At 44.0% G+C, this 24,291-nt stretch carries 29 protein-coding genes; 18 read left to right on the top strand and 11 right to left on the bottom strand.

Annotated features, from left to right (window positions below; all coding sequences use genetic code 11):
- Positions 1-76 precede the first annotated feature (76 nt).
- The gene (locus NF865_RS06670; RefSeq protein WP_253303983.1) at positions 77-1,324 is read left to right on the top strand and encodes a phosphoglycerate kinase; all 1,248 of its coding nucleotides are present in this window, start codon (positions 77-79) and stop codon (positions 1,322-1,324) included.
- Positions 1,325-1,360: 36 nt separating this feature from the next.
- On the opposite strand, the gene NF865_RS06665 is transcribed toward NF865_RS06670, so the two are convergent.
- Genes NF865_RS06665 through NF865_RS06655 form a run of 3 tightly spaced genes read right to left on the bottom strand, consistent with a single transcriptional unit; the run spans position 1,361 to position 3,588 of the window.
- Positions 1,361-2,131 carry an ABC transporter permease gene (locus NF865_RS06665; protein ID WP_253303982.1) on the bottom strand — a complete coding sequence of 257 codons (771 nt, stop codon included), beginning with the start codon at positions 2,129-2,131 and terminating at the stop codon, positions 1,361-1,363.
- Positions 2,132-2,135: 4 nt separating this feature from the next.
- Positions 2,136-3,119, bottom strand: a complete 984-nt coding sequence (locus NF865_RS06660) for an ATP-binding cassette domain-containing protein (RefSeq protein WP_253303981.1) — start codon at positions 3,117-3,119, stop codon at positions 2,136-2,138.
- Entirely contained in the window at positions 3,112-3,588 is a 477-nt protein-coding gene (locus NF865_RS06655; protein ID WP_253305603.1) for a PadR family transcriptional regulator, read from the bottom strand. Before NF865_RS06655 ends, NF865_RS06660 begins: the two co-directional genes overlap by 8 nt.
- Positions 3,589-3,684: 96 nt before the next feature.
- On the opposite strand from NF865_RS06655, the gene NF865_RS06650 reads away from it, so the two are divergent.
- The 7 genes from NF865_RS06650 to NF865_RS06620 all read left to right on the top strand — a co-directional run bounded on the left by NF865_RS06650 (position 3,685) and on the right by NF865_RS06620 (position 9,653).
- Positions 3,685-4,116: a DUF6849 domain-containing protein gene (locus NF865_RS06650; protein ID WP_253303980.1), complete on the top strand. Its 432-nt coding sequence runs from the start codon at positions 3,685-3,687 to the stop codon at positions 4,114-4,116.
- Positions 4,085-4,798: an endonuclease III domain-containing protein gene (locus tag NF865_RS06645; protein WP_253303979.1), complete on the top strand. Its 714-nt coding sequence runs from the start codon at positions 4,085-4,087 to the stop codon at positions 4,796-4,798. Before NF865_RS06650 ends, NF865_RS06645 begins: the two co-directional genes overlap by 32 nt.
- 44 nt (positions 4,799-4,842) lie before the next feature.
- Complete coding sequence (locus NF865_RS06640) at positions 4,843-5,511, top strand: TIGR00266 family protein (RefSeq protein ID WP_253303978.1); 669 nt, start codon at positions 4,843-4,845, stop codon at positions 5,509-5,511.
- A 42-nt stretch (positions 5,512-5,553) separates the two neighbouring features.
- The gene (locus NF865_RS06635; RefSeq protein WP_253303977.1) at positions 5,554-6,321 is read left to right on the top strand and encodes a sugar phosphate isomerase/epimerase family protein; all 768 of its coding nucleotides are present in this window, start codon (positions 5,554-5,556) and stop codon (positions 6,319-6,321) included.
- Between the two features lie 128 nt (positions 6,322-6,449).
- Positions 6,450-7,871, top strand: coding sequence for an acetate--CoA ligase family protein (locus NF865_RS06630; RefSeq protein WP_253303976.1), 1,422 nt, complete (start codon positions 6,450-6,452; stop codon positions 7,869-7,871).
- Positions 7,872-7,899: 28 nt separating this feature from the next.
- Positions 7,900-8,607, top strand: a complete 708-nt coding sequence (locus NF865_RS06625) for an acetate--CoA ligase family protein (protein WP_253303975.1) — start codon at positions 7,900-7,902, stop codon at positions 8,605-8,607.
- Between the two features lie 56 nt (positions 8,608-8,663).
- Positions 8,664-9,653, top strand: coding sequence for a DUF8045 domain-containing protein (locus tag NF865_RS06620; RefSeq protein WP_253303974.1), 990 nt, complete (start codon positions 8,664-8,666; stop codon positions 9,651-9,653).
- 113 nt (positions 9,654-9,766) lie between these two features.
- On the opposite strand, the gene NF865_RS06615 is transcribed toward NF865_RS06620, so the two are convergent.
- On the bottom strand, positions 9,767-10,651 hold the full coding sequence (locus tag NF865_RS06615; protein WP_301281848.1) for an MBL fold metallo-hydrolase: 885 nt from the start codon (positions 10,649-10,651) through the stop codon (positions 9,767-9,769).
- 236 nt (positions 10,652-10,887) lie between these two features.
- On the opposite strand from NF865_RS06615, the gene NF865_RS06610 reads away from it, so the two are divergent.
- Entirely contained in the window at positions 10,888-11,547 is a 660-nt protein-coding gene (locus NF865_RS06610) for a M48 family metallopeptidase (RefSeq protein ID WP_253303972.1), read from the top strand.
- A complete protein-coding gene (locus NF865_RS06605; protein ID WP_253303971.1) occupies positions 11,544-12,299 on the top strand; it encodes an MBL fold metallo-hydrolase in 756 nt (251 codons plus the stop codon). Before NF865_RS06610 ends, NF865_RS06605 begins: the two co-directional genes overlap by 4 nt.
- Here the strand turns inward: NF865_RS06605 and NF865_RS06600 are convergent.
- From NF865_RS06600 to NF865_RS06585, 4 genes are all read right to left on the bottom strand, one after another.
- Positions 12,296-12,709 (bottom strand): secondary thiamine-phosphate synthase enzyme YjbQ, encoded by a 414-nt coding sequence (locus NF865_RS06600; protein ID WP_253303970.1) that lies wholly within the window; start codon positions 12,707-12,709, stop codon positions 12,296-12,298. The two genes, NF865_RS06605 and NF865_RS06600, sit on opposite strands and share 4 nt — an antisense overlap.
- A complete protein-coding gene (locus tag NF865_RS06595) occupies positions 12,684-12,983 on the bottom strand; it encodes a VanZ family protein (RefSeq protein ID WP_253303969.1) in 300 nt (99 codons plus the stop codon). Before NF865_RS06595 ends, NF865_RS06600 begins: the two co-directional genes overlap by 26 nt.
- Positions 12,980-13,876, bottom strand: a complete 897-nt coding sequence (locus NF865_RS06590; RefSeq protein ID WP_253305602.1) for a thiamine-phosphate synthase family protein — start codon at positions 13,874-13,876, stop codon at positions 12,980-12,982. Before NF865_RS06590 ends, NF865_RS06595 begins: the two co-directional genes overlap by 4 nt.
- Positions 13,877-13,958: 82 nt before the next feature.
- Complete coding sequence (locus tag NF865_RS06585; protein ID WP_253303968.1) at positions 13,959-14,543, bottom strand: hypothetical protein; 585 nt, start codon at positions 14,541-14,543, stop codon at positions 13,959-13,961.
- Between the two features lie 130 nt (positions 14,544-14,673).
- On the opposite strand from NF865_RS06585, the gene NF865_RS06580 reads away from it, so the two are divergent.
- From NF865_RS06580 to NF865_RS06555, 6 genes are all read left to right on the top strand, one after another.
- Positions 14,674-15,870, top strand: a complete 1,197-nt coding sequence (locus tag NF865_RS06580) for a cysteine desulfurase (protein WP_253305601.1) — start codon at positions 14,674-14,676, stop codon at positions 15,868-15,870.
- A gap of 118 nt (positions 15,871-15,988) precedes the next feature.
- Positions 15,989-18,658 (top strand): cation-translocating P-type ATPase, encoded by a 2,670-nt coding sequence (locus tag NF865_RS06575; RefSeq protein ID WP_253303967.1) that lies wholly within the window; start codon positions 15,989-15,991, stop codon positions 18,656-18,658.
- Positions 18,659-18,766: 108 nt separating this feature from the next.
- Positions 18,767-19,042, top strand: a complete 276-nt coding sequence (locus tag NF865_RS06570) for a hypothetical protein (RefSeq protein ID WP_253303966.1) — start codon at positions 18,767-18,769, stop codon at positions 19,040-19,042.
- A complete protein-coding gene (locus tag NF865_RS06565) occupies positions 19,042-19,845 on the top strand; it encodes a hypothetical protein (protein ID WP_253303965.1) in 804 nt (267 codons plus the stop codon). Before NF865_RS06570 ends, NF865_RS06565 begins: the two co-directional genes overlap by 1 nt.
- An 18-nt stretch (positions 19,846-19,863) precedes the next feature.
- Entirely contained in the window at positions 19,864-20,445 is a 582-nt protein-coding gene (locus NF865_RS06560) for an AAA family ATPase (RefSeq protein WP_253303964.1), read from the top strand.
- Positions 20,446-20,480: 35 nt separating this feature from the next.
- Positions 20,481-21,056: a hypothetical protein gene (locus NF865_RS06555; protein WP_253303963.1), complete on the top strand. Its 576-nt coding sequence runs from the start codon at positions 20,481-20,483 to the stop codon at positions 21,054-21,056.
- Here NF865_RS06555 and NF865_RS06550 read toward each other — a convergent pair.
- On the bottom strand, positions 21,053-21,805 hold the full coding sequence (locus NF865_RS06550; protein ID WP_253305600.1) for a class I SAM-dependent methyltransferase: 753 nt from the start codon (positions 21,803-21,805) through the stop codon (positions 21,053-21,055). The two genes, NF865_RS06555 and NF865_RS06550, sit on opposite strands and share 4 nt — an antisense overlap.
- A gap of 112 nt (positions 21,806-21,917) precedes the next feature.
- On the opposite strand from NF865_RS06550, the gene NF865_RS06545 reads away from it, so the two are divergent.
- Positions 21,918-22,097, top strand: coding sequence for an NADPH-dependent FMN reductase family protein (locus NF865_RS06545; protein WP_253303962.1), 180 nt, complete (start codon positions 21,918-21,920; stop codon positions 22,095-22,097).
- Between the two features lie 50 nt (positions 22,098-22,147).
- Complete coding sequence (locus tag NF865_RS10390; RefSeq protein ID WP_301281847.1) at positions 22,148-22,276, top strand: NADPH-dependent FMN reductase family protein; 129 nt, start codon at positions 22,148-22,150, stop codon at positions 22,274-22,276.
- A 103-nt stretch (positions 22,277-22,379) separates the two neighbouring features.
- On the opposite strand, the gene glmM is transcribed toward NF865_RS10390, so the two are convergent.
- Together glmM and NF865_RS06535 are read right to left on the bottom strand one after the other, a co-directional pair.
- Complete coding sequence (gene glmM / locus NF865_RS06540; RefSeq protein WP_253303961.1) at positions 22,380-23,729, bottom strand: phosphoglucosamine mutase; 1,350 nt, start codon at positions 23,727-23,729, stop codon at positions 22,380-22,382.
- Between the two features lie 72 nt (positions 23,730-23,801).
- Positions 23,802-24,257, bottom strand: coding sequence for a hypothetical protein (locus NF865_RS06535; RefSeq protein WP_253303960.1), 456 nt, complete (start codon positions 24,255-24,257; stop codon positions 23,802-23,804).
- Between the last annotated feature and the right edge of the window lie 34 nt (positions 24,258-24,291).

Here is a 24,291-nt window from a genome sequence, read left to right as displayed (position 1 = left end):
TTGCATGAGCACCTATCACTACTGGTGTTTAAAATAACCTTTTAACGTATCTCATGTATATCCTTTCGGTGAGAGAATGTTTAGGATAACTGAATTTGATTATCACGGAAAAACAGTATTTTTTAGGGCCGATTTAAACTCACCCGTCAAAAATGGAAAGATAATCAGCGATGCTCGATTCAGAGCAGTCTTGCCAACTATAAGGTATCTCCTTGAACATAACGCAAAGGTAGTTGTTGGAACGCACCAGAGCAAGCCCTACGAGGAAGACTACCTGACCACAGAGGAGCATGCCAAAATACTAAGCTCTCTGCTTGGCATTGAAGTAAAGTACGTGGAAGACGTCTTCGGAAAGTGCGCAAGGGAAGCAATAGCCTCACTAAAACCCGGAGAAATTATAATGCTGGAGAATCTTCGATTTGCAGCAGAAGAAATTAAGCAGGCCCCCTTGGAAAAGTGCGAGAGAACATACTTTGTCAGAAAGCTCAGCCCTCTAATAGATTACGTGGTTATAGATGCTTTCGCTGCTTCTCATAGATCACAGCCCTCCCTAGTTGGTTTTGCAAGACTAAAACCAATGATACCAGGATTTTTAATGGAAAGAGAACTGAAAGCGCTGAACAAGGCATATGAGAGCGAAGAAAGGCCCAAAATCTATGTGCTGGGTGGAGCAAAAGTTGATGATTCACTTAAAGTCGCAGAGAATGTTCTGAGAAATGGAAAAGCCGACTTAATTTTAACCGGGGGTTTAGTGGGACAGATCTTTACCCTAGCAAAAGGGTTTGATTTGGGAGATGCAAACATAAGCTTTCTTGAGAAAAAAGGGCTGATAAATCTAGTAGATTGGGCAGAGGAGATATTAAACGAGTTTTATCCATATGTAAGAACTCCGGTAGACTTTGCAGTTGAATACAAGGGTGAGAGAGTCGAAGTCGACCTGCTAAGCGATAAGAAGTGGATTTTCGATGAGAGGCCAATCATGGACATAGGAAGCAGAACAATAGAAAAGTATAGAAAAATACTTCAGGAAGCTGCTATAATAGTTGCAAACGGTCCTATGGGCGTATTTGAAATAGAAGATTTCGCAAAAGGAACTGTAGAAGTTTTCAAGGCAATAGGAGAAAGCAAGGCATTCTCGGCAATCGGCGGAGGACACTCAATAGCGAGCATCTACAAGTACAACATAAAAGGGGTTTCCCATATAAGCACTGGTGGTGGAGCAATGCTGACATTTTTCGCCGGGGAAAAGCTCCCTGTTGTTGAAGCACTTAAAATAAGCTATGAGGCTTTCAAGAAAAAAGTGGAGAACAGGGAAGTGCAATAGCGTATCTCTCCAAAGGTTCTTAACTCCTTTTCCCGTTTACCCTATCGTGGCCCTCTCGAACTCAACCATCGCCAGCCCGACGAGTATGGCCGCCAAAACGGCAAGTACGCCGAGGTCAACTGCGAGCGAGAACTTTGCCACGCTCGCCCCCACGAGGAAGTGCCTCGCCCCATCTACGGCGTATGTGAGCGGGTTGACGTAGGCGAGGGCCTTCATCCACCCCGGCATGGTTTCTATTGGATATATTGCGCCGCTCAGGAAGGTCAGCGGGAGCATGAGGACCATCATTATCATCTGGAAGCCCTCCATGCTCTCCATCCTGAGGGCGAGGCTGACGCCGAAGCCCGAGAATGCCATGGCGAGCAGGAAGCCCACTCCGAGCGCCGGAAGGAAGCCGCTGGGTTTTAAGTTCTCCGCGAGGAAGAACGTCAGCGCGAGGATTATAGCGCCCTGCGTAAGCGTGACGAGGGAATCCCCGATTATGCGCCCGAGGATGCTCTCCTTCCTCGACGCCGGCGCTACAAGAACCTCCTTGAGGAAGCCGAACTGCTTGTCCCAGATGACGCTCACCCCGGCAACGAAGCTCTGGTTGAAGACAGTCATTGCGAAGATACCCGGGGCCAAGAACGTGAGGTAGTCAACGCCCCCAAAGATAGTCCTCACCATGGGGTTGTCGAAGACCTTGCTCCATCCCATTCCGAAGAAGACGAGCCACAGGAGCGGGTTGATTATCATTCCCGCGACCCTTGACCTGGCCCTTGCGAACCTCTTCAGCTGCCTGTAGGCCATCGTTGTGAGTGCCTCCATTCTCTCACCTCCTCATCCTCATTCTCGCGAAGGCCGCCATCGGGTTCTCCGCGCCCTCTTCCCTTATCTCCCTCCCGGTCAGGTGGAGGAAGACGTCGTTGAGCGTCGGCCTGTGGTATGTCACTTCAAGGATTTTGATGCCCTTCTCACCTGCCAGCTCGAAGAGCCTTGGGAGGGCCTCCGCGGCGTTCTCGACTTCGAGGGCCACCCTACCGTCCGCGAGGACTTTGCATCCCCTTATGAAGTCAGCCTTGAAGCACCTCAGCTCTTCGGGCGCTTCGAGCTTGAGGTAAATCACATCGTTACCCACGAGCTTCTTCAGCTCCTCCGCGGTGCCCTCTGCAATTATCTTGCCGTGGTCAATTATCGCTATCCTGTCGGCCAGTTGTTCCGCCTCGTCCATGTAGTGCGTCGTGAGGAAAATTGTCATGTTGTGCTCCTCCTTCATAGCCTTTATGTAGTCCCAGATATGAGCCCTCGTCTGCGGGTCGAGGCCTATCGTCGGCTCGTCGAGGAAAAGTACCTCCGGCTCGTGGAGAAGGGAGCGCGCTATCTCAAGCCTTCTCTGCATTCCACCTGAGAACGTCTTGACGGGCTTGTCTTTAAACTCCCACAGCTCGACGAACTTGAGAAGGCGCTCTATCTTCTCCTTCAGCTCGCTCCCCTTCAGTCCGTATATCCTCCCGTGGATGTACATGTTCTCGTAGGCGGTGAGCTCCCCGTCGAGGGTTGGATCCTGAAACACGATGCCTATCCTCTTCCTTACCTCCATCGGCTCATTGACGACGTCGTGGCCAGCAACTACTGCCCTGCCTGAGGTCGGTCTCAGCAGTGTCGTGAGCATGTGGACAGTGGTGGTCTTTCCCGCGCCGTTCGGCCCGAGGAAGGCGAATATCTCGCCCCGTTTCACCTTGAAGGATATTCCCCTAACGGCTTCAAAGTCCCCATATTTTTTCACGAGGTTCTCAACGATAATCGCTTCACTCATTTCCATCCCTCCTGGGTATTTCACCTAGGAGAATCAGCCTGACCCTCTTCGTGAACTCGGAGAACTCCCTTGCGAGTGCAGTTTTCTGCTCGTCGCTCAGCTTGTCGAGGGAGAGAAAGACCTCCTTGAGGAGCTCTCCAAGCTCCCTTCCACCGAGCCTTGCGAACTCCCTGAAGAGAGCCGCCATGCGGAGCATCTTTTCCAGCTCCTCTGCGTGCTCCTCAAGGTATTCTTTCCCCTTTTCGGTAGCCCTATAGAGGCGTTTATCCCTCTTCCCTTCACCGACGGTTTCTATTAACCCCCTACGCTTTAACGAAGAAAGTATTGGATATATAGTTCCGGGACTTGGGTAGGGTATGCCGTAAGAGCGCTCCAGCTCGGCCATTATGCCGTAGCCGTGCATAGGCTTCTCTGACAATATCTTGAGGATGAGGAGTTTGAGATGTCCCTTATACTTTGGCCTTTCCAAGTTAGTCACCGATATATCGAACGATATATCGTTTATAAAGTTTTCCTTCAAAAACCCTTAATTATGTCTGAAGTATAGTTAGTGGAGGGGAGATGCATGAAGCTTATACTAAAACCTCTGTTTGAAACCCCCTTAACTCCCGATTTTGCGGAGGTTATAAGGGCAAAGCTCAAAGGAAAAGAAGCGAGAGAAGGAGATATTCTAGAAATAGATTTGCTTGGAAAACCACTAAAATTTAAAGTGGTTTATGCAGAACCGAAAGTCCTCAGAATCACCGACTCGACGGCAGTAGAGCTGAGTGAGAGGGAGATCTTTTCTATAACCCTCGAATTTAAAAAGGAAATTAAAGGCATAATTCCTGGAGAAAACATTATTGTAGTCGTCTTTGAGAACGAAGTTTTAATCTTAGACCACAAAGGAGGGAAGATTTTTAACCAGGAGTTCGAGAAGCTTAAAGAAGTTAGGCTTGCAAAAGACACTGTGCTGGTGGTTCATGATGGAAACAAACTTACAATCATCCAGTCATGATGAATTTACCTTTGCCGAAAGCTGGGAAGATAAGAAAAAACGCGCCCAAGAGATTGTTAAAAGGCTCATAAACACCTATCCTAGAGAAAAGATACTTATTGGGGAGCCGTACAAAACATTGATCCACTGTATAATATCCCAAAGAATGAGGGATGAAGTCACGTATAGGGTTTGGGAAGAGCTATTTAAGAAGTACAAGGACATCAAAACCATAGCAAACACCCCAGTTGAGGAAATGCAGGAGTTTTTAAGGAAGAACGGTGTCGGTCTCTGGAAGACAAAGGGAGAATGGATAGTAAAGGCTTCCCGAATAATCCTCGAAAAATATGGTGGCAAAGTGCCAGATAGTATTGAAGAGCTTATGAAACTTCCAGGAATAGGAAGAAAGTGTGCAAACATTGTTTTGGCATATGGGTTTGGAAAACAAGCAATTCCCGTCGATACTCACGTAAACAGGATAAGCAAACGCTTGGGCTTAGCTCCTCCAAAAGTCCCACCGGAAAAAGTCGAAGAATACCTCAAACAACTGATACCTAAAGATTTATGGGTATATGTAAACCATGCAATGGTTGACCATGGAAAGATGGTCTGCAAGCCCATAGCCCCCAAATGCGACGAGTGCATTCTGCAAGACCTCTGCCCATATTTCAAAGGCCAGATAACGAGAGAAGATATAAAATAAGAAGAGCTATATATCAGAACTCCCAACTTTCTTTGGTGTTGCACGTGAGATACGAAATTATTCAAAGACCAAGCTTCAGCTTGGTTGAGGTAGAACTGGAAGAGGGAGAAGCCATCAAGGCGGAACCGGGCGCGATGGTTCATATGAGCCCGAATATAGAAATAGAGACAAAGACAGGAGGACTCTTTAAGGCGTTAAAGAGGTCAATGCTCGGAGGAGAGAGCATATTCGTGAACACGTTCAGAGCTAGCGGGGGTAAAGGCAACGTTGGTCTGGCACCGCCATACATGGGCGATATAGAAGCGCTGGAATTGAGGGGAACCCTCTACGCCCAGAGCGGAGCATTTTTAGCGAGCTCTGAAGAGATAGACATTGACACCAAGTTCGGCGGTGCAAAAACGTTCTTCTCAAGGGAGGGCTTATTCCTGCTCAAACTAAGCGGAGAAGGGACGGTGTTTCTCTCGAGCTTCGGAGGAATATACAAAAAGGAGCTCAGAAATGAGAGATTTATCGTAGACACAGGCCATTTGGTTGCCTTTACAGAGGGTCTCGATTTTAAGATAAAAAGAGTTGGGGGATTAAAGAGCACGATTTTTGGTGGCGAAGGGCTTGTTGCAGAATTCTACGGTACTGGAACGCTTTACATCCAAACAAGGAGCATAGACAGCTTTTTAAGCTGGCTCATTCCATTCCTGCCCAAGTCCCGGGAGTGAGCTTTTTATACCCTCCCTTTTATTCTCCTCCGGTGGGGGAAAGTGATAGGAGTCTCAACACAGTGCCTATTTGACAAAAGCCTAGGCTTGGTTCTTCATAAAATAAAGAACCTTGACGTTGATTTTGTTGAGATTGTCAATGAAGGTTACCATGAGCTGAACAGACATAACTATAGAGTGCACAAAGAGTTTTTAGAGGACAACGCATTAAAAAGCACTATCCACGCTCCTTTCAGTGATGTAAACATCGGCTCATTGAACGAAAAAATTAGGAGAGTATCCCTCAGTTTACTCTTTGAAACTCTGGAAATAGCACACGATACGGGATCTCTCCTTGTCGTGATTCATCCAGCCTACAGATCTCCACTAGGCGGAAAATTTCCAAAAGCTTACGAAAAAGTTCAAAAGCGCTCTCTTGAAGAAATAGACAGAGTAGCGGAAAAAATAGGGATAAAGGTAGTTCTAGAGAATATGCCTTCCCTCTGGATTCTCGACGGGCAAACGCCGGAGAGAATAGCAGAGCTAATTGATGGCACTAATCTCGGCGTGGCGTTTGATGTAGGACACTTAAACACAACAACTAGGAACTTCGATGAGTTTATCGAGCTTTTAAGGGACAGAATCGAGTATATACACCTAAGTGACAACAACGGTACTGAAGATTCTCATCTTGCCCTAGGAGAAGGCACTGTTCCCTGGAGAGAGATACTGAAGAAAATACCTAGAGTTCCAATGTCTCTGGAAGTAAGAACTTTTGACGCTGTCCTCAAAAGCCTCAACTTTTTGGAGGAACTTAGCAACAGTGGTTGATATTTTTCCAATTTTTGGACAGTAATGCTTCTATCAATTCATCAAAGAGCTTATTTTACTTACATAAAACTTTTATACACAAGAAGATAAAGTTCAAATGGAAATTTATTTATAAAAGAGGTGATACCATGGAAAATCCAAAAATCGTCGAAGAACTCAAACCCTTCTTCGAACCCAAGGCTGTCGCAATCATAGGAGCCACAAACAAAAAAGGAAAAGTTGGAAACGTTATTTTTGAGAACTTCAAAAGGAACAAAGAACAGGGGATTTTCAAAGGAAACATCTACCCCGTAAACCCAAAGCTTGATGAAATCGAAGGGTATAGGGTATATAAAAGCGTCAAAGAGCTTCCAGATGACACGGATTTGGCAGTAATAGCTATTCCAGCACCTTTTGTACCAAACACAATGAGAGAGATTGCAGAAAAGGGAATAAAAGCAGTAGTTATTATCACTGGCGGCTTTGGAGAGCTTGGTGAAGAAGGAAAGAAAATGGAAGAAGAAATTCTCCAAATAGCAAAGGAAAATGGAATAAGAGTCATAGGACCTAACTGTGTTGGAGTTTACGTGCCTGACACAGGTGTTGACACGGTTTTCCTCCCAGATGAAAAAATGGACAGACCAAAGAGCGGTCCAATAGCCTTCGTTTCTCAAAGTGGTGCTTTTGCCGCAGCAATGCTTGATTGGGCAGCTTTAGCAGGAATAGGAATTGGAAAAATGGTAAGCTACGGCAACAAAATAGACGTGGACGATGCTGACTTAATGGACTACTTCATTTACGATGACTCCATAAAAGTCGTCACCTTCTACATAGAGGGAGTAAAAGACGGTAGAAAATTCATCGAAGCTGCAAAGAGAATAACAAAAGTAAAGCCCGTTATAGCTCTCAAGAGCGGAAGAACAGAATACGGTGCAAAAGCAGCTTCTTCACACACTGGAAGCTTGGCTGGAACAGATGTAATTTACGATGCAGTTTTCAAACAGACAGGAATTTTAAGAGCGGAAGATTTTGAACACATGTTTGATGTTGCAAAGGCGTTTGCAAAGTGCAAACTTCCAAAAGGAGACAGAGTTGGAATAATCACAGACGGCGGTGGAGCGGGAGTTATGGCAAGTGATGCCGTCGCCAAATTCGGTCTTAGAATGGCCGAACTGAGCGAGGAAACTATCAAATACTTAAAAGAGCACTTCCCACCACATGCCGTTGTAGGAAACCCAACTGACGTTGTTGGAGACACAGATGCCCAGAGATACAAGTACGCAATTGAAGCTTTTGTTAACGATCCCAATGTTGATGCAATAATAGTAATCGTGCTCTTCCAAGTACCGCTTTTAGACGAGGATGAAATAGTAGAAATTCTCGCAGAATACGCGAAAAAGAGCGAGAAGCCAATACTCGCTGTAGCCATGGGAGGTAAAAAGACAGAGAAGTACGCAAAGATACTCGAAGAAAAGGGAGTTCCAGTATACCCAACACCGGAGAGAGGAGTTAGAGCACTGGCTGGACTAGTCCAATATGCTAAATATCTCGAAAAGTTAAAAGGTGAATAATCCCACATCATTATTGGAGGGGTATTTTATGAGGGGGGAGGCTTTGAAAGTTATTGAAAATGTTTTGGCTCAAGGTAGGAAGGCCTTAGTCGAATACGAGGCAAAACAAGTCCTAAAAGCTTACGGCTTACCAGTCCCAGAAGAAAAACTCGCAAAAACTCTCGACGAAGCCATAAAATACGCAAACGAAATTGGTTACCCCATCGTCATGAAGCTCATGTCGCCACAAATACTCCACAAGAGCGATGCAAAAGTCGTCATGCTCAACATAAAAAACGACGAAGAACTCAAACAAAAATGGGAGGAAATCCACGAGAACGCAAGAAGATACAGGTCCGATGCAGAGATTCTTGGTGTCCTAATAGCCCCAATGCTCAAGCCCGGAAGAGAAGTAATCATTGGCGTCACCGAAGACCCACAGTTCGGGCATGCAATAATGTTTGGCCTCGGTGGTATCTTTGTGGAAATCCTCAAGGACGTTACCTTCAGGATAATACCAATTGAGGAGAAGGACGCTTGGGAAATGATAAAGAGCATTAAAGGCTATCCAATCCTCGCTGGAACGAGGGGAGAACCCCCAGCGGACATGAAGGCAATTGTGAACATGATGCTTAAGGTTTCAAACCTCGTTGACGATCTTAAAGACTACATTAAGGAGATGGACTTAAACCCAGTCTTTGTCTATCCAGAGGGCGAAGGCGCAGCCATCGCCGACGCAAGAATCATATTGAAGTGAGCTTTTTATCTCTTCTCCTTTTTTGTCCAGATAAATTGTGACTGAAGGGACATACAATGCACTTAAGATATTATGCCCCATATTACAAAAAAGAGAAACACCTGGAGATCATCAATCTCCTAGAAGAAATAAAACAGAAACATGGCATAGATTATGAGGAAATACCAGTAGGGCCCTGGTCTCCAGATTGGTATCCTAAAAAAGCGGAAAAATCTGAAACTTATGTATACGACTATCAATTAAAGCCATACTCGCAAGTGATCATGGCAAACTGCAGTAAATTAATAGGAAGGGGGCTAAATTTATATTGTGATACAGTTTCTTCTAAATTCAAGAGCAGATCAGGAAATGTTTACGTGGCCGGAACAATAGCAGTCGTTGAAAATGATGCAATACTGCTAGCTCTGAGGTATGAGAATGAAATTTTTGAATTTCTAGAAGCTCTATTGAGGGAAGGGTGGAATTTACTAAATGTCTTGGAGAAAACAAAGCCAAAAACATTTGTCCCTTCGAAAGAGCGTGAAAAAGAAATAAAACAAATGTTGGTTTTAGCTCTTTCAAGAAAGTTTGATTACGTTCTTGTGGATGTAAAGCATAACGCTCTAAGTGGAGATAAATGGGATCCCTTCATAGCTTTTTCTCCAGACGCAGACATAATAGCAATAAATGAAGAGAAAAAGCATATAATAGGGATAGAAGTAAAAGGATACCGCACTAATAAAGGAGCTATACAAAAGGCAAAGGCGTATGAAGCCATAGGGGAAGCCATGATGTATCTAATAAATCCATATATGGAATACAGAGAAGAAAAGATAGAGGGCAGCATATTCGATAAAGTCTGGCTCTGCTACCCATACAAAAGGGATTTTGAAGACTTCAAGAAAGTAATGGAGCTTACCCCAATAGGATTACTCTCAGCATACGAGGGAGTTGTTAAAGAGCCGGAGAAAAACCCATTTGTCAATGAAAAGGCTAAGGAGGTATTTCTGGAAAACTTAAGCACATTTAGAAGTTATATCCGCGGAGGAAGAAAAATGATTATTTAAGTGATTCCTTCAAGTACCCTCCTTGCCTCTCTTAATGTTTTTCTGTCAAATTTTCCACCCTTTTGCAAGATTAATAAACGTTTCATAATGAAAGGTGAAAACCTCAATAGTGCCTAGATTTCTATGACTTTTCCAGAATGGAGTTTTTCAAAATTCTTCCCGAATTCTCTCGCAAAGGTGGCTTCAGCTCTAAGTCCTGTACAGTGCCCAGTATAAATTTTCTTAACTCCCAGCTCTTTAAATGCTTCTACAGTCTTCTGAATTCTTTCTTCATCTGCAGATATCAGGTGAAATCCTCCTACAACGGCATATACTTGATCAATTCCGCTTATTTTTATGGCTTTCCTCGTCATGCTGACGATGCCAGGATGGGAGCATCCTCCAATAACAACTAGGCCTTTTTTAGTATTTATTGCAAGCCCTATCTCATCTTCAACTTCATCTGGAACTAATCTTCCCTTTTCAAGCTTGTAAAGGCTTATCGTGACATTTTTCTCGAACCCAACTTTTTCTTCTTTTGATACTTCCCCAAGCGTAAAAACACCCGGCATTAGCCTTATGGGGTCTCTGCTCAGAACCCAAATACCACCAAGCTTCTCAATTTCACCTTTTGAGCCTCCTCTCAATGGTGGAATTCCTGCATAAGTGAACTCCGGTTCTGTAGCAAAGCTCACTTTAAAAATCTCGGGATGGGCAAAGATAGGAACCTCCTTATTTATTTTCTTCATGATGCCCAGTAAACCGCCTGTGTGATCAAAATGGCTGTGTGAAAGTATTATCATATCTACTGTTTTTGGGTCAATGCTTAAAAGCTCCATATTAAAGAGAACTGGCTCAGCGTAAGAACCAACATCAAAGAGTATTCTTCGTGTATTTCCGTTAAACTTTACCTCTATTAGGAAGGAGATTCCATGTTGAGCTAAAAATGGACTGTTGTAGCCGGCATAATCCTCGGCTAAAACATATATTCTAAGTTTGTCAGCTGTTCCAACGTCCACTACCATCACCCTAAAAGTAAATTTGATTAGGAGGTTAAAACGATAACTCAATATCATACTAAACTTCCAGAACTTTTGGTCTCTTTCCCAAGAACTCAGCGGCAGTTAAGACCCTCTTATTGGAGCCTCTCTGCAGTTTCCCATCCCAATAAGTTTTGGTCTCAATGCTTTAGTACCTTCCGCTTGGGCTCCTTAGAGTACAAACACTTAAATTCTCTGAAGCGCAAGAAGGAAACATGCCAGAAATAGAGCTTAATGGTAAGAAAATCCAGTATGAAGTCAGTGTGAGAAATGTAAGGTACGTGAGAATCTATGTAAGCCCAGAAGGCAAGCTTCATGTCGTTTCTCCGACAAAGAACGTTGAAAAGTTCTTAAAAGAAAAAGAAAAATGGATACTATCGAAGCTGGAGAGCGTGGAAAGAGCAAAAGAGATTCGAGGATTTCCCTACCTCGGGAAGTTTTACTCCTCTAGATGCGGGGTTATTCTACTCGACAATAAAATCCTGGACCTCTCAGACAAGAGAAAGCTTGAGAAAGGCCTAAAGAAAGAGCTTAGAACATTAATAATGCCCATTATTGAAGAACGTGCGGCAAGTTTAGGAGTTAAGCCGAAGAGAGTTTTTATTCGAAAACAGAGGACAAGGTGGGGAAGCTGTTCTCCAAAAGGAAACTTGAGCTTTAATTTGGCAATGCTTGCCCTACCTTTAGAGCTCATTGAATACCTCGTTACACATGAAGTTGCGCATCTGGTAGAGATGAACCATTCCAAAAGGTTCTGGAGGCTAGTTGAGAAATTCCATCCTGACTGGAGAAAAAAGAGGAAAGAACTTAAGGAGTGGTGGGTAATAGTTCATAGCAACCCCATATGGAAAGAAATCTTGGGGGGAGAGAAATGAAGGTTATTCTCCTAGGCTCTGGATCCTACAGCGGGACACCTAAGGCACTGTGCAACTGTGAGAACTGCACAAGGGCGAGAAAATTCCCACAGTACCAACGAACGAGGTTTTCACTGTATATTCCCAAAATAAACGCTCTCATAGATCCTTCCCCAGATCTTTATTACCACCTGAGGCATTTAAACGAGAAAATTGAGAGAGTCTTCATAACGCATCCCCACTTTGACCACATTGCCGGAGTTCCCGAACTGCAGGTTTTCAAGGAAGTCAGCTTTTATGCCCATGAGAAAACACTCTCTACTGCAAAGCTCCTGCAGGAGACTTTCTTAGGCCAGAGAGAATGGAAATACATCCCTCTGGAATTCAATAGGTGGTATGAATTCGAAAAGTTTGAGGTCAAGCACTTTCCCGTTGTCCATCAGCCGGGAGAAGTAGCTGGAGGGTTCATTTTAAGGATAAGCAACAAGAAAATCGCCATAACTGGAGACACAGGGCCGGAAATTCTAAAAGATGAAGAAGTCTTAAAGGAAATCCAAGGAGCAGACCTTCTGGTCTCTGAAATGACTCATAAGTATTCAATTCCCAAAACCCACCTTGGAGTGGAAGATGCGGTTAAACTGGCCCAGAGAGTAGAAGCAAAAAAGACGCTCTTTGTCCACATAAGCCACTCAAACTACACTCACGAAGAGCTGGAGGAAAAAGTTGGAGAAAATGGAATAGTAGGAAAGGACTTCATGATTTTGAGAATCTAATATCCCATTACCTGAACTACTAATTTCCTCCTCCTCGGCCTTACGTCAAGCTCTACGAAGAATATCTGCTGCCATATCCCTCTAACAACTTTCCCATCAACAACGGGGAGAACAAGTGAAGGTCCCAGGAGGGTAGCCCTCAGGTGGGAGTGAGCGTTGTTGTCTATTATATCATGCTTGTAACCAGCACCTTTAGGGACAATTTCCTTCAGGATTCTTTTAAAATCCTCAAGAAGACCTTTTTCGTGTTCTATTGTCACCACGGCTCCAGTAGCTCCGGGGACAAACACCAAAACCTGACCTTCCTTTATCCCACTTCTTTCCACTATTTCCTCGACCTCAGAGGTTATGTCCACGAGGTCTATCTCCCCTTTCGTGGAAAATCTAAGTTCTTCCGTTACTACCTTCATTCCACCACCTCCATACTAAATACCCAACTCCAAACCCTATTAGATTTGCGGCCATATCCATGAAGGAAAAACTCCTCCCGGGAATGAAAAGTTGAAGAGACTCAAAAATAACCGGGAAAACAACGTACAGCTTGTTTCCAGTTATTAAGCCAAGGATAAGGAACTCCAAGAAATGTGCTATTTTGTCCCCTCCCACCACTCCAGCAGAAGGAACTTTAGGAGAAAGATTTGCATAAGCTAGAAAAAGAAGATAGAGGTACCTAATGGATTTCATAGGAAACGCTCCAGTTTTTTAACTTTTTCAACGACCTCTATTGGGTTCTTACCAAAAATGTAGACACACGGTTCTATTCCGAATCCACCTTTATCTACCACTGCATCAAGGGCACCCTTCTTTTTGAACTCCTCGATTATTAGTTCAACGGTTTCTTCCTCACTCCTCTCGCTCTTTTCTATAGTCCCAATTTTAAAGCCTGCCCTTTTAAGGGCATTGAGTACTCTCTCGTTGTATCTTATGTTCAAAACGCTTCTAATCTCTGGAAAGATCTCAGAGAGTCTAATTAATACATCCGCCATATGCTCACTCACTCCAAACTCGGGAGGCAGCGCGTATGCCTTTCCTTTTACTACAGTTATCCTCCCTGGAATAGCTGCAACATCGTTCTTTTCCTTTGGTTTTGGAAGAGAATAAGCAAAGTTGCTCCTGATTTCAGGTATGAGGTCTAGGAACTTCTCATCGCGAAGCAGTTCATTTAAAGCTAATGACAGTTCCTCCAGAATCTGATTTCTTGAAGGCTCTTCTGAAAATATCTCCCTGCATAAAGATTCGTCGTTGCTCCCGATATAGTTTAAATAATCCTTACAGAGAATACCGCTTTTGAACATCTCAAAGAACTTTCTGTTTAAAAACCTCACCAAATCTTCCTTCTTTGCCCCATACAAAATAAGGCTCGCAACTTCTTCGGCAACTTTCTCAATCTCCTTGCCAAGCCTTCCCTCTAATTTTTTGTATTTGCCAGTCAGGTATTTGCTAACCATTGCTTGAGTAATCCCTAAATACTCCGCTATTTTTGCCTGAGTTAAGCCCTTGGAGTATAAAATCCGAGCAACGTTTGCCCTAAGGGTAGGCATGACCTCTTCAGCCCAAAATTCACACGGGGTTTTCATTCCCCTCACCAGTTGTTTATCTTTAAAACCAAGTTATAAACCTTTTCCAGATTTTAAAATAAATGCAGAAAGATGGAAAGGGTCATTCAATAATATGTGGCAACGCCCTGATAACCGGTAAGGAGACTAAAACCCCAACTACAACATCAACGGCACTTTGGATGGCGTTTGGTATGCCTATTACCAGCCAGAACGGGATATGGAACAATTCCTCAATCATAGGAATTACCTGTTCCCTGGAGATACCAAAATAAAACGGCATGGCGAAGTAGTAGTTCATTGCAACCATTGCGGGGATTCTTATTGCAATTCCTGCTAAATACGCCACAAGCAGGAAAATAACGAGATCTCTTTTCTCATGCTGCTTAAAATCAAACGTTGTAAGCTTTTTGGCAATTTCAAGACCTATTATTACGCTTAGGGTTGCAAAATATTTCATGGTAGCCCCGAGCCAAGTGGCAGATGATATCAAACTCAGCCCCACGAACAACAACATTAGAGCCGTTACGCTGCTCCAGAACCCCAGCAAAACATATATGACAACTATAGGAACCGCCACCAAGTCAATTGTCATTCCCCATTGAGTTGGAACTTTAAGCGGGGAAATCTCTAATACCAGTGATAAGCTCAACAGCAACCCCATTAACGCTATTTCCTTAGTCCTCATTTGAACCCCCATTCGCGTTTTTGTTCCAATACTTATAAAATTTTGTTCCATAATTGGAATATTTGAAGGAACAAAAATGAGAAGCAAAGCATTTATATGTTCTATGAAAGTAAATTCTACGGTGGTTAAGATGAGAATACCCGATGATGTTCGAAAAGACATCCCCTTGACCCAAGAGGTCATATATTTTGACAACACCGCTACTTCTCTAACCCCCAAACCTGTTGTCGAGGCTATGGACGAGTACTATTTGAAATACAGAGCAAACGTCCACCGTGGGGTGCACAGGCTTTCTCAAAAGGCGACACATGAATATGAAAAAGCGAGAGAAATTACGGCAAAATTTATTGGAGCAAAATTTGAAGAGATTGTTTTCACAAAAAACACAAGCGAAAGCTTAAATTTAACGGCCTTAGGATTGGAGGGCATCTTTAAGAAAGGAGACAAGATAGTAACAACTCCATATGAGCACCACTCCGATCTGCTCCCATGGCAGAGATTGGCCAAAAAACTCGGCCTAAAGCTGGAGATAATTGAAGGAGACAATGAAGGAAACTTGGATTTAGCGGATGCAGAAAAGAAAATCAAAGGAGCAAAGCTTGTAGCTATTCAGCACGTCTCCAACGCCCTTGGAGTCATTCATGAAGTAGAAGAAATTGGAAAAATGGCAAAAGATGAAGGTGCAATATTCGTTGTTGATGCCGCGCAAAGCGTTGGGCACATGGAAGTTAACGTTGATAAGTTACATGCCGACTTCTTGGCATTCTCAGGTCACAAGGGCCCAATGGGGCCAACGGGGATAGGCGTGCTTTACATAAGGGAGGAATTCTTTGACGTGTTTGAACCCCCATTAATCGGCGGAGGAACCATTGAAGATGTTGACTTATACGACTACAAGCTCACAAAACCGCCAGAGCGATTTGAAGCTGGAACACCAAACATCGGCGGAGCAATAGGTCTTGCGGCGGGAATAAAGTACATCAAAAAAATAGGCATTGACAAAATCGAAAAGCAAGAACACAAACTTGTAAAGAGAACAACTGAGGGACTAACGGAGCTTGAGGTGCCATGGTATGGGCCAAGAGACTTAAAGAAACATGCAGGAGTCGTGAGCTTTAACGTTCCACCACTGCATCCACACGATGTTGCAGCTATATTAGATGAGCACAACATTATGGTGAGAAGCGGTCACCACTGTGCACTGCCAGTAATGAAAAAACTTGGAATAAATGGAACTGTAAGGGCATCGTTCCACGTTTACAACAGCCTCGAAGAAGTTGAGACATTCCTTGGGGTTATAGAAGAGCTCGTGAAAAGCTTAAGATGATTTCCCTTCTTTTTTACTCGTTTTTGGAAACAGCGATTTATGTTAAAGCCATTTCGACAGTATAGGATATTTCGCAAAAATTTAAAGCGCTTTTAATCAAACTTATCTGGGATGCAATATGGAAAAAGAAATAAAAAAGCCTTGGCACTCACTATCAGCTGAGGAAGTCATTAAAATACTGAAAACAAGTTCCAAAGGGCTTACTTCTGAAGAAGCTAATAAAAGACTGAAGGTACATGGATACAACGAGATTAGTGTAAAAAAGAAAAGCCCACTTCAAATATTCCTGAGACAATTTGAGAACTTTCTCATACTAATACTGATAATCGCAGCCCTAATATCCGCTCTTTTAGGAGAGATTATAGATTCAATAGCTATCGGAATAGTTATCCTCATCATGGGTATTATGGGGTTTCTGCAAGAGTATCGAGCCGAAAAGACTATAGAAGCCCTAAAAAAGTTAATGGAACCTGTATCCTTGGTCATTAGGGATGGCAAGGAGCAACAAATACCCTCAAAGAACCTAGTGCCCGGGGATATTCTTATCTTGTCTGAAGGCGATAAAATTCCTGCCGATGCTCGTCTTATTGAGTCATATAACCTTGAAGTTGACGAATCATCGCTAACTGGAGAATCGGTCCCAGTTGCTAAAGATGCAAATGCAGTACTGCCAGAAGATACTCCCGTAAGCAACAGAACAAACATGGTTTTTGCAGGGACTTATGTGGTTAGAGGGAAAGGAAAAGCCGTTATTGTTGAGACCGGTTTAACTACAGAATTGGGAAAAATCGCAGTTGAAGTGGCAGAAGCCAAAGAAGAAAAAACGCCGCTAGAAGTCGAGCTGGATTACTTTGCTAAAAGGATTGGTCTTGTAATCCTCGCACTATCGGCAATAGTTTTCACTATCTATGTGCTGATTGACCGTGAACAAGTTATACACGCACTAATGGCTTCCATTGCGCTGGCTGTCGCTGCTATCCCCGAAGGTCTGCCCGCAATAGCCACGGCAATTTTGGCACTAGGGGCTCTAAGAATGAGCAAAAAGAACGCCCTCGTCAAGAGATTGTCTGCAATTGAAGCGCTTGGATCTGTTGATGTAATATGTTCAGACAAGACCGGCACTATCACGAAAGGTGAAATGACCGTCAAAGTTGTTAAATTCCCCAACTCGGAGTACTCTGTTAGTGGAGCAGGATATGAGCCCCATGGAGAGCTAAAGCTAAGCAACGGCAAACACAACGAAGCAGACTTAAAATTCCTATTAGAGATTTTGGCAGCCCACATCTCAACCGATGTAAAATTAATAAACAAAGAAGGAAAATGGAGCATTCAAGGATCGCCAACAGAAGGAGCCGCTTTGGTTTTATCATACAAAGGCCTGAGCCCAGAAGGTGTTAACAAAGCTATAAATGAGTTGAAAACCGTCAAGATAATACCCTTCGACCGCTTCAGAAAGAGAAAAACAACAGCCCATACCTATCAAGACCGCTACCTAGTAGTATCAAGCGGTGCACCAGAGATGTTGCTTGATATCTCATTTAAGGTAAGAATCGACGGTGTAGAAAAGCCGCTTACAGATGACATAAAATCAAACATTCTTTCAGAGATAGAAAGGCTTGCTTCTTCTGGCTACAGAACATTTGGTGTTGCTTATAAGATAATTGAGGAAATACCAGAAGATGATGAAGAATTGGAAAAAGACCTCGTTTTCTTAGCTGTATTGGGAATCGTCGATCCACCAAGAGAAGGAGTGAAAGAAGCAGTAGCAATGACTAAAAAAGCCAAAATAAAAACCGTGATCGTTACCGGAGACCACAAATTAACGGCAATGGCAATAGCTAGAATGATTGGACTAGATGTTTCAGAAGAAAACGTTCTTGAAGGAGCAACTCTCGAAAAGATGAGCGATGAAGAACTGCTGAAGGTCATAGACAACATCACTGTCTTTGCTAGAGTGACCCCAATGCACAAGGTCAGAATAGTTAGGGCACTAAAGAGCAAAGGATACAGAGTGGCAATGACTGGAGACGGTGTTAATGACGCCCCTGCCCTGAAAGCGGCAGATGTGGGAGTTGCTATGGGAATAAGAGGCACAGATGTTGCAAAAGAAGCCGCAGATTTAATTCTGCTAGACGATAACTACGCCACAATAGTAGAGGCAGTAAAAGAAGGTAGACTAATCTGGGAGAACTTGAAGAAGCCAATCAACTTCCTCTTGTCATGTAATCTTGCTGAAGTTGTCGCAGTAGCCACAAGTGCTTTTGCAAAGCTCCCAATGATATTCTTGCCGATTCAACTGCTATGGATAAACGTAGTAACAGACTCCTTCCCAGCAATAGCACTTGGACTCGAGCCGCCAGAACCGGGACTCCTAGAGAGACCGCCTCGTAAAGAGAGGCTCATCAATAGAAGAAAGTTAGCATACTACGTATTCATGGGTCTATTGTTGGGTAGTACCACTGTGGCATTCTACGCATTACTACTTCCCAAATACGGCGTGGGTATTGCAAGGACATTTGTATTTACCGGCTTAGTGCTTGCTGAAATTGGGCTGGCACTAGTCTCTAGGAGCGAAAACAACCTTATATTCAAATTACCAGCCAATAAAAAGCTGATTTGGGCTCTGTTAGGCGCAATAATTCTTCAGTTGATAGCAATACTTCCACCATTAAATACAGTGTTCAAGACAGAAATGTTGCCAAAAGAGCTGCTACCGCTGCTTTTAGTGTTCCCCGTTGTGCCACTTGTAGATGAAATCAGGAAAAAGCTGGGAATTAGGCTTTCGTGATTTTTATTTTTTAACTTGAATCAACAGAGTGTCAATTTGCACTCTGGAATTTGGTTCTCTTTAATAAATTTTATGAACTGTGCTTCATAAAGTCCTCTTGGTGGTTCTATGCTGATTGCAAAACCATGCGCAAGTATGAAGGCAATAAATATAACACCCCAAGAAAAGTTTGATCTTGACCTCGAAGAAGTCTGCGAATGCCTAGCAGAAAAAGGATACCAGATAAAGCGAGTAACAAGATTTTTAGCACTTGTTAGGAAAAATTACGACATAAGCATATTTCCAAGCGGAAAAATCATAGTTAAGGAAACGGACGACAAGGAAGAAGCTTTAAAAATTGCCCAAGAAATCTACGAGTGCTTCAAGGCATACAAGGTGAGCTGATGTTTGCAACAAGCGAGATAGAAAAAAAGATTGTAAAAATAAGAAAGGAAAACGGCTTTCCCGTAGTGCCCTTTGTGATAGACGAAATTAGGTATGATAAAGAGAGCGACAAGCTGTTTATAATAGCCAGGGATAGGAGCGACAAAAGCGCAATAATCGGGAACAGCTTTGTAATCGGAAAGCTCAAAGAGGAGCTTGGAGTCAAGCAAGTTACTGTCTACTCAAAGCTAGACTTAATTATCAAGCGAAAGAAGCTCGAAGAGAACCTAAAGAAAATTAAAGGAACTTTTTTGGAATTTTTGGTTCCAATAATTGAGGCCGAGTTTAACTTTCCACCCCGCAAATGGCCAAAGCTAAACGCTGGTGAAAAAGCCCTCGTGTTCCTCAGCTTCAATGCAAAAGCTATGATAGGTTTTGCCGAAAAAGTTGGCCTAAAAGCTGAGAAAATTGGGATCAAGTACACCTTTCCAAAAATGGAGTATGAGGCAATAGAGGGGTCTTTGAAGGAGCTCTTCTTCCCCGATGAGAAGAAGCTCACAGATATCGCAGAGGAAAGGGGCATCAGAATAGTAATAGGCGATTTTCCATTTGACCTAAAGATAAACGAAGGTATCGCACTCCTAAACCCCCTAAGATTTTTCCATATCGGGTTCTTTGAAGCAAAATACTTCTTTGGTTTTGAAAAGCCAGTCAGAGTCGACAAAGAAGCCATGATAGACTTCGTGATGGACATGGTAGCCGAGGGCCTCATGGAGTCAACAGACGGAGCAAACTTAATATGGTGGGCGATGAAAAAACGATGAATGCAGCGAGGTGATCCAATGATAGTCGGAATTGTGGGTAAAATCGCAGCTGGAAAGACAACGGTCGCAAAGTTCTTTGAGGAAAAAGGATTTTGCAGGGTTTCATGCAGCGAGCCCCTCGTTGATCTTTTGACTCACAATATAAGCGAATACTCATGGGTTCCGGAGATTCCAGAAAAGAGCGAACCGACAAGAGATAAACTCATTGAGTACGGCAAACGCCTCAAAGAAGCTTTTGGAGAGGACATTCTGATAAGGCTGGCACTTGATAAGAAAAGAAACTGCAAAGATGTAGTTATCGACGGAGTCCGCTCTAAGGGAGAGATTGAAGCAATAAAAAAGCGCGGGGGAGTTATAATTTACGTCGATGCTAGGCCGGAGATAAGGTATGAACGCCTAAAGAGGAGAAACGCAAGCAAGGACAAGGTTATAAAAAGCTTTGAGGACTTTCTAAAGGTGGATGAAGCCGAAGAGGAGCTTTACCACACAAGCAAGCTTAAAGATCTGGCTGACTTTTTAATTGTAAACGAAGGAACCCTAGAAGAGCTAAAGGAAAAGGTTGAAGAACTTATAGCAGTTCTGAAGTCTAAAAAAGTTTAAAGCTTCTTGAACTTCTTTTTTATTGGTGAGCCTCAATGAAAATAATTATCATTGCTCCTTGCCTTTTGAGCCCCTTCTACGTCTACCGCGGGGCAAAAGAGAAGGAATACAAGACAGCGAGGCTCTTAAGGGAGCTAATTGGAGAGCTGGGCGATGAATGGCAGATCTTAGCTTATCCATGCCCCGAGTTCGAGCTTATAGGCTGGCCAAGGGCGCCGGCGAGCAGAGAGGTCTACAAGAGGCTCGGCATGCGCGAGAAGGCAAATACAATAGCCGACTTCATAGGAAGGATTCTGACGGAGGAAAAGCCTGATAAAATTGTTTTCGTGGGAGTTAAGGGCTCACCAACTTGTGGAGTCTTCCACACGAGCTCAAGCGACCCAGAGAGCTACCCGTATCGGGCGATGCAGGAGTTCTTCTACCTGAGCAAGGGGGAGAGGATAAAGCGCTCGAAGGAGCTCGTTGAGGAGCAGAACTTCAGGCTCGTGAATATGTCCGGTACACTGTTTGAAATCCTAATGGCAAGGTTTCCAGAAGCTACCTACATCGAGTTCGACAAGGATACCATTGAAGAGAGCCTAGAAAGGCTCGAAGAACACCTCAAACACTAAGGAGAGGATTTTCGGGGCTTCTCGGCAATCACCATCAGTTCAATGTCATCCATGTCCACCTTTCGCTTCCCCCACCTTCCGGCGGTCCCGCCCCAGATGGCCTTCACTTCAAACCCGACCATCTTAAACATCAGGTAGAGCTCGGTCGGGACGTAGACCCGCTCCCGTATCGGGACTTTCGTGCCGTCCGGGGCCTCGAGTTCCTCATAGAACGTCATGGTGTTCGGGTCAAAAAGTCCGTGGGCAATGTCCTCGTTCGTGGCTTTCTTGACCCTTGAGAGCGCGCTCAGGGCGGTCAGGATGAACTTGCCACCCGGCTTCAGCGACCTGTACACGTTCCTCAGGATGGCGAGGTCGTGCTCTATCGGGTCGTCGGACAGGCCAAGCAGCGAGAATGCTCCCTCGCACAGGCATATCGCGGCGTCAAACTCTTCATCTCTCGCAAACTTGGTCGCGTCTGCTTTTATAAATTCAACTTCAACGCCCTCCTTCTGGGCCCGCTCCTCTGCCTTCTCAAGCATTTTCCGGGAAATGTCAACACCCGTGACGCGGTAACCTCTCTTCGCAAGCTCTATGGAGTGTCTTCCGACACCACAGCCAACGTCCAGTATTTTTGCGCCCTTCGGGAGCTTGAACTCGTTCAGGAGAAACTCGACCTCCTCCTTGGTGTACCTGGTAAAAGGCTCCTGCAGGTAATAGTCGGCTTCCCTATCAAAAAATTCTTCCCATTCGGGCTTTTTCTTGTTCATGACAATCACGTACAGGAGTCGCTGTTTTCAGTTAAAAAACTTTCGAAGAGGGCAAAACGGGCTACACAAAAACCTACAAATACATCTCCTGCAAAAACAAATGGTGTGGAATATGAACGCTCTGATTGCTTACGTGTCCATTCACCACAGGAACACGGAGAGGATAGCCAGAACCATGGCAAAGACCCTCGAAGTGGATCTTGCTAAGCCCTGGGAAATTGAACAAGAGAAGCTCGCGGGATACGACCTCATCGGCTTCGGCTCACCACTGAGGCATCTTCAAGCTCATTGAATCACTGCCCAGAATGGACGGAAAAGGCGTTAATTTTCTCAACCGCAGGGATGAACATAAGATGGTACAACCACAGGAAACTAAAGAAAGCCCTAAGGGAGAAGGGCTTCGAGGTAGTTGGAGAGTTCTCCTGCAGGGGCTGGAATATAAATGGGACGCTTGAGAAGAGTGGGGGATAAACAATGGGCATCCGGACGAGAAGGACTTGGAGAGGGCGAGGAGGTTTGCGGAAGAAATTAAGGCCAAAGTAGAAAAGTAAAATGTGTGCTTGAAACTACAGGATCAGGCTTCTTTGATGGCTCTCTCAACAAGGGCTCTAGCCTTCTCCATCAGCTCCTGTGCTTTCTCCTTTGTGTGTGCCTCAAGAGTAATGCGCATTATTGGCTCAGTCCCGCTCGGCCTAAACAAAATCCACCACTCGTCGTTTTCAATCCTGATGCCGTCTATGTCAATAATCCTTTTGTACTCAAAGTTTTGGAGGGCTTCTCTCTTTATGAATTCCATTGCTTTGGCCTTCTTCTCATTTGGACAGGGTATCTTTTCTCTCAACGTCACGTAGCGCGGCACTTCCTTTGCAAGCTCGCTCAGCGGGCCAAACTTATCAATCATCTCAAGAACCAAGGCTCCAGCAAAGATTCCGTCTGGAGTTAAGTTCCACTGGGGGATTATCCAAGTTCCGCTTGGCTCACCACCGAAGACTGCGTTTTCTCCTACTACACCCTCTGCAACTGCAACGTCTCCAACCTTTACCCTGACGACTTCTCCCCCTAAAGGCTTAACATAGTCATCCAAGGCAAATCCCGCATCCACAGTGGTTATAATCTTCCCTTTCCCGAACTTTCTGAGTATGTAGCCGCTTATGAGGGAGAGCATGACTTCATATTCAACAAAATTACCTTGGTCGTCAACAACACCAATTCTATCGGCATCTCCATCGTGCGCTATTCCCACATCAGCTCCAAGGGACTTTACAGCCTTTGAAAGAGCTTCTAAGCTTTTAGCATTTGGCTCAAGCTCTCTAACAAAAAACCCGCTGGGGTGAGAGTTAAGGGAAACAACTTCGTTCCCAAGCTCCCTCTGGAGGTAGGGAGATAGAATTGAACCTGCCCCATTCCCACAGTCAACGACAACCTTATAGCCTTTTGAAAGCCCTATCATCTCAAGGGCTCTTTTTATGTACTCCTTTTTTGGATCAGCCTTTGTTAGTTCTCCCATCTCATTCCAAGGTGCTTGGTGAAATTTCTCTTCTTCAAGAATTCTCTCCAGATCATTCTCCATTTCGCTTGTGTATGCCATTCCATTTGGCTGCCACACTTTTATCCCGTTGTACTCTGGAGGATTGTGAGAAGCAGTTATCGTAACACCCGCATCTGCTTCGTAGAGCTTTATCGCAAAGCCTGTTAGAGGTGTTGGAGAAAGGCCAATATCAATAACATCGATTCCAGTGCTTAAAAGTCCGCTTATCAGTGCATTTTTAAGCATCTCGCCGCTCGTCCTTGTGTCCATTCCGACGACTACTTTCCCTTCGCCAAGATAAGTTCCTAATGCCTTTCCAACCTTTAGAGCAAGGTCGGGGGTTAATTTCTCGTTGACGACTTCCCTTATGCCGCTTGTCCCAAAGTACTTCACCATGAGAATCACCCAATGATTGTTAACGCTAAGAGATATGAGGCTAAATTAAAAAAATTTTTTATTCTGCATCCTTCAAAATCTCCTTACATAAGTTTTCTTTTTAATAACTTTGCCTTCTTCGAGCTTATAAACATCAATTCTCTCCATTCCCATAGTCTCACGCTTGTAAGCGACCAGATAGTCTATAAAATCCTTGAGAGCATACCCAAAAAGAGAATCCCTAAAGTACTTGGGCTCATATATGAGGATGAGCTTATCTTTCTGTCCTGCTATGAACGAATAATATTTAGTCCGTTCTGATTTTGGCCTCGAAAGGAGAGAATAGAGCAAGTAACCATCAAATCCAACTCCTTCGTCTATATTCCCGATAAAGACATTTTCCGGATAGTCCACTTCAAAAGGAAGATATTCCACAAGGAAAACTTTACCTTTGGAAAGCCACGCATTGAGAAATATCTTTGCAAGCTTCTTAGCATCACCAGTAATCAAAACCACGCCCTTTTCGAGGTTTGCTATCTCCTTAAGCATGCGAAATCCCTTCAGTTAATAGAATTAAACCTCT

Source organism: Thermococcus aggregans (assembly GCF_024022995.1).
Classification (GTDB): Archaea; Methanobacteriota_B; Thermococci; order Thermococcales; family Thermococcaceae; genus Thermococcus_A; species Thermococcus_A aggregans.
This window is presented reverse-complemented; position numbering and strand designations above follow the sequence as displayed.

What these genes read in the sequence shown, in the direction of transcription:
- NF865_RS06595 (WP_253303969.1), bottom strand. Translation starts at nt 12,983, where the DNA reads ATGAAATCCATTAGGTACCTCTATCTTCTTTTTCTAGCTTATGCAAAT.
- NF865_RS06665 (WP_253303982.1), bottom strand. Translation starts at nt 2,131, where the DNA reads ATGGAGGCACTCACAACGATGGCCTACAGGCAGCTGAAGAGGTTCGCA.
- NF865_RS10390 (WP_301281847.1), top strand. Translation starts at nt 22,148, where the DNA reads ATGAACATAAGATGGTACAACCACAGGAAACTAAAGAAAGCCCTAAGG.
- NF865_RS06600 (WP_253303970.1), bottom strand. Translation starts at nt 12,709, where the DNA reads ATGAAGGTAGTAACGGAAGAACTTAGATTTTCCACGAAAGGGGAGATA.
- NF865_RS06610 (WP_253303972.1), top strand. Translation starts at nt 10,888, where the DNA reads ATGCCAGAAATAGAGCTTAATGGTAAGAAAATCCAGTATGAAGTCAGT.
- NF865_RS06560 (WP_253303964.1), top strand. Translation starts at nt 19,864, where the DNA reads ATGATAGTCGGAATTGTGGGTAAAATCGCAGCTGGAAAGACAACGGTC.
- NF865_RS06555 (WP_253303963.1), top strand. Translation starts at nt 20,481, where the DNA reads ATGAAAATAATTATCATTGCTCCTTGCCTTTTGAGCCCCTTCTACGTC.
- NF865_RS06545 (WP_253303962.1), top strand. Translation starts at nt 21,918, where the DNA reads ATGAACGCTCTGATTGCTTACGTGTCCATTCACCACAGGAACACGGAG.
- NF865_RS06575 (WP_253303967.1), top strand. Translation starts at nt 15,989, where the DNA reads ATGGAAAAAGAAATAAAAAAGCCTTGGCACTCACTATCAGCTGAGGAA.
- NF865_RS06590 (WP_253305602.1), bottom strand. Translation starts at nt 13,876, where the DNA reads ATGAAAACCCCGTGTGAATTTTGGGCTGAAGAGGTCATGCCTACCCTT.
- NF865_RS06580 (WP_253305601.1), top strand. Translation starts at nt 14,674, where the DNA reads ATGAGAATACCCGATGATGTTCGAAAAGACATCCCCTTGACCCAAGAG.
- NF865_RS06605 (WP_253303971.1), top strand. Translation starts at nt 11,544, where the DNA reads ATGAAGGTTATTCTCCTAGGCTCTGGATCCTACAGCGGGACACCTAAG.
- glmM (WP_253303961.1), bottom strand. Translation starts at nt 23,729, where the DNA reads ATGGTGAAGTACTTTGGGACAAGCGGCATAAGGGAAGTCGTCAACGAG.
- NF865_RS06565 (WP_253303965.1), top strand. Translation starts at nt 19,042, where the DNA reads ATGTTTGCAACAAGCGAGATAGAAAAAAAGATTGTAAAAATAAGAAAG.
- NF865_RS06550 (WP_253305600.1), bottom strand. Translation starts at nt 21,805, where the DNA reads ATGAACAAGAAAAAGCCCGAATGGGAAGAATTTTTTGATAGGGAAGCC.
- NF865_RS06570 (WP_253303966.1), top strand. Translation starts at nt 18,767, where the DNA reads ATGCTGATTGCAAAACCATGCGCAAGTATGAAGGCAATAAATATAACA.
- NF865_RS06585 (WP_253303968.1), bottom strand. Translation starts at nt 14,543, where the DNA reads ATGAGGACTAAGGAAATAGCGTTAATGGGGTTGCTGTTGAGCTTATCA.
- NF865_RS06535 (WP_253303960.1), bottom strand. Translation starts at nt 24,257, where the DNA reads ATGCTTAAGGAGATAGCAAACCTCGAAAAGGGCGTGGTTTTGATTACT.
- NF865_RS06660 (WP_253303981.1), bottom strand. Translation starts at nt 3,119, where the DNA reads ATGAGTGAAGCGATTATCGTTGAGAACCTCGTGAAAAAATATGGGGAC.
- NF865_RS06670 (WP_253303983.1), top strand. Translation starts at nt 77, where the DNA reads ATGTTTAGGATAACTGAATTTGATTATCACGGAAAAACAGTATTTTTT.
- NF865_RS06645 (WP_253303979.1), top strand. Translation starts at nt 4,085, where the DNA reads ATGGAAACAAACTTACAATCATCCAGTCATGATGAATTTACCTTTGCC.
- NF865_RS06630 (WP_253303976.1), top strand. Translation starts at nt 6,450, where the DNA reads ATGGAAAATCCAAAAATCGTCGAAGAACTCAAACCCTTCTTCGAACCC.
- NF865_RS06620 (WP_253303974.1), top strand. Translation starts at nt 8,664, where the DNA reads ATGCACTTAAGATATTATGCCCCATATTACAAAAAAGAGAAACACCTG.
- NF865_RS06625 (WP_253303975.1), top strand. Translation starts at nt 7,900, where the DNA reads ATGAGGGGGGAGGCTTTGAAAGTTATTGAAAATGTTTTGGCTCAAGGT.
- NF865_RS06650 (WP_253303980.1), top strand. Translation starts at nt 3,685, where the DNA reads ATGAAGCTTATACTAAAACCTCTGTTTGAAACCCCCTTAACTCCCGAT.